This is a genomic window from Moorena sp. SIO4A1 (genome assembly GCF_010672065.1).
In the GTDB taxonomy this organism is placed as follows: Bacteria; Cyanobacteriota; Cyanobacteriia; order Cyanobacteriales; family Coleofasciculaceae; genus Moorena.
On sequence record NZ_JAAHHX010000691.1, the window covers coordinates 1 to 1,486 of the forward strand.

The following is a 1,486-nucleotide window of genomic DNA, read 5'->3' on the forward strand; positions in this document are numbered from 1 at the left end:
AAGAGGCAAGAGGCAAGAGGCAATAGGCAAGAGGCAAGAGGAAAAAAAACTGTGTACCTCATTATGATAAAAAACGCTATATTTATTGACTACCCATTTTGATAAAATATTTTTTTTTCTAATTAACTAAACTAAATAAGTTATTTTTTATCCGGATAAAACTAGAATTCAACTGTAGTTATTAGGTAACTAGTTATAGCGCTGTGAGCTTCGGATCAGGGAACAGGAATCCTCCCTCACCCCCCAGAGCTGTTTCAAAGTTGGACTCAAATGTGATTGGTGGGGAGGTGGGGAGATAGAGGGGATTAAAGCTAATAAAAAGGTATGTTTAACCTGAAAAACCCCTCTCCCCAGCACCCCAACTCCCTTTTACGCCTATTTACCTGACAATTTATTCGAGAGCAATGTTACAACCCTGACCACGTTTAGGAGATTTCGGGGTGCCTGGCGTAAGTCCTGCTTACTGTTAATTTACTCTAGAGCACCCAAGCCTTCATTACCTGCTCCGGCACGGATTAAAGCGGCTTGATCCTCAACGGTGGTAGCAGCACCTAGAGCCGTTGCAGCTTCGGCAAGGAATGCATTTGTTGAGCTACTAGTGGTAGTAGTAGAGACTGCCGCAACTCCAGTTCCATCTAGGGTGAGGTTAACGATAGTTGCAGTGCTTGTTCCAGCATCGGCGTAGGTTGGTGTAACAGTTAATGGACCAGAAAAGTGGAGAGCTTCAGGTAAAATCAGCTCACCAGAAACACTGATAGAGCTCCCAGAAGCCCGTGTTTCTACAGCAGATCCGCGAATTGCTGATTCAGCGTTAGCTGATGTGGCCAGTACAGCAGTTAAGCCCGCAAAAATGAGACCTGTGTTGATGAGAGTTTTGCTTAGAGAAAGAGAGTTGTTGTTCATTGTTTTTCGAGCTTTGTGAGTTGATAGTTTATCCTGGAATTGAGTTAGTGTTTAACTCGTTTCATAGTTCTAAACTAACCGCTTATAAAGATTGTTGTAAATTAGAAATACTACTGAAAAAAATTAAATCATAACTATTATGTAGTTAGATAAATAGAGATAATACTGAGTTAAATAAAAAACTTCTCATTATTGATTATCAGGAAAATTTTTACTTTTCTTAAATAAATTTATTTTCTTTGATAACAAAAAAATGAGTGATTTTTTATCCGGATAAAAATAGAGGAATCGGGAATCGGGAATCGGGAATCGGGAATCGGGAATCGGGAATCGGGAATCGGGAGTAGGGAGCGGCGGAATATAGGGTAGACAGAGAATTTATTAGCACTTTCCGGATTTCTCCGGACTCAGTCAGTTGGTAGCTATTCTATTGGATAGCAAGATCTGGTAAGGGCATGGCGATTAAACCCATCGGTGTCAATTCCTCCGATGCCAGCACCCTAGCTGAGGATCAGGGTCACGAAGCATCTCAATAATAATCTCAATGACCTTTATTCCTGGAGAGCTAGTCTGTGAGTGATCG

2 protein-coding genes are annotated in these 1,486 nt (G+C 41.1%); both read right to left on the bottom strand.

Features of this window, described 5'->3' with window-relative positions; genetic code table 11:
• Window positions 1-471 precede the first annotated feature (471 nt).
• A complete protein-coding gene (locus tag F6K53_RS41975; protein WP_075903310.1) occupies window positions 472-903 on the bottom strand; it encodes a hypothetical protein in 432 nt (143 codons plus the stop codon).
• A gap of 265 nt (window positions 904-1,168) precedes the next feature.
• Window positions 1,169-1,291 carry a hypothetical protein gene (locus tag F6K53_RS41980; RefSeq protein ID WP_293086387.1) on the bottom strand — a complete coding sequence of 41 codons (123 nt, stop codon included), beginning with the start codon at window positions 1,289-1,291 and terminating at the stop codon, window positions 1,169-1,171.
• Window positions 1,292-1,486: the final 195 nt, after the last annotated feature.

Bases quoted from the DNA above. Each gene is read 5' to 3' on its own strand.
- F6K53_RS41975 (WP_075903310.1), bottom strand. From the start codon at position 903: ATGAACAACAACTCTCTTTCTCTAAGCAAAACTCTCATCAACACAGGT.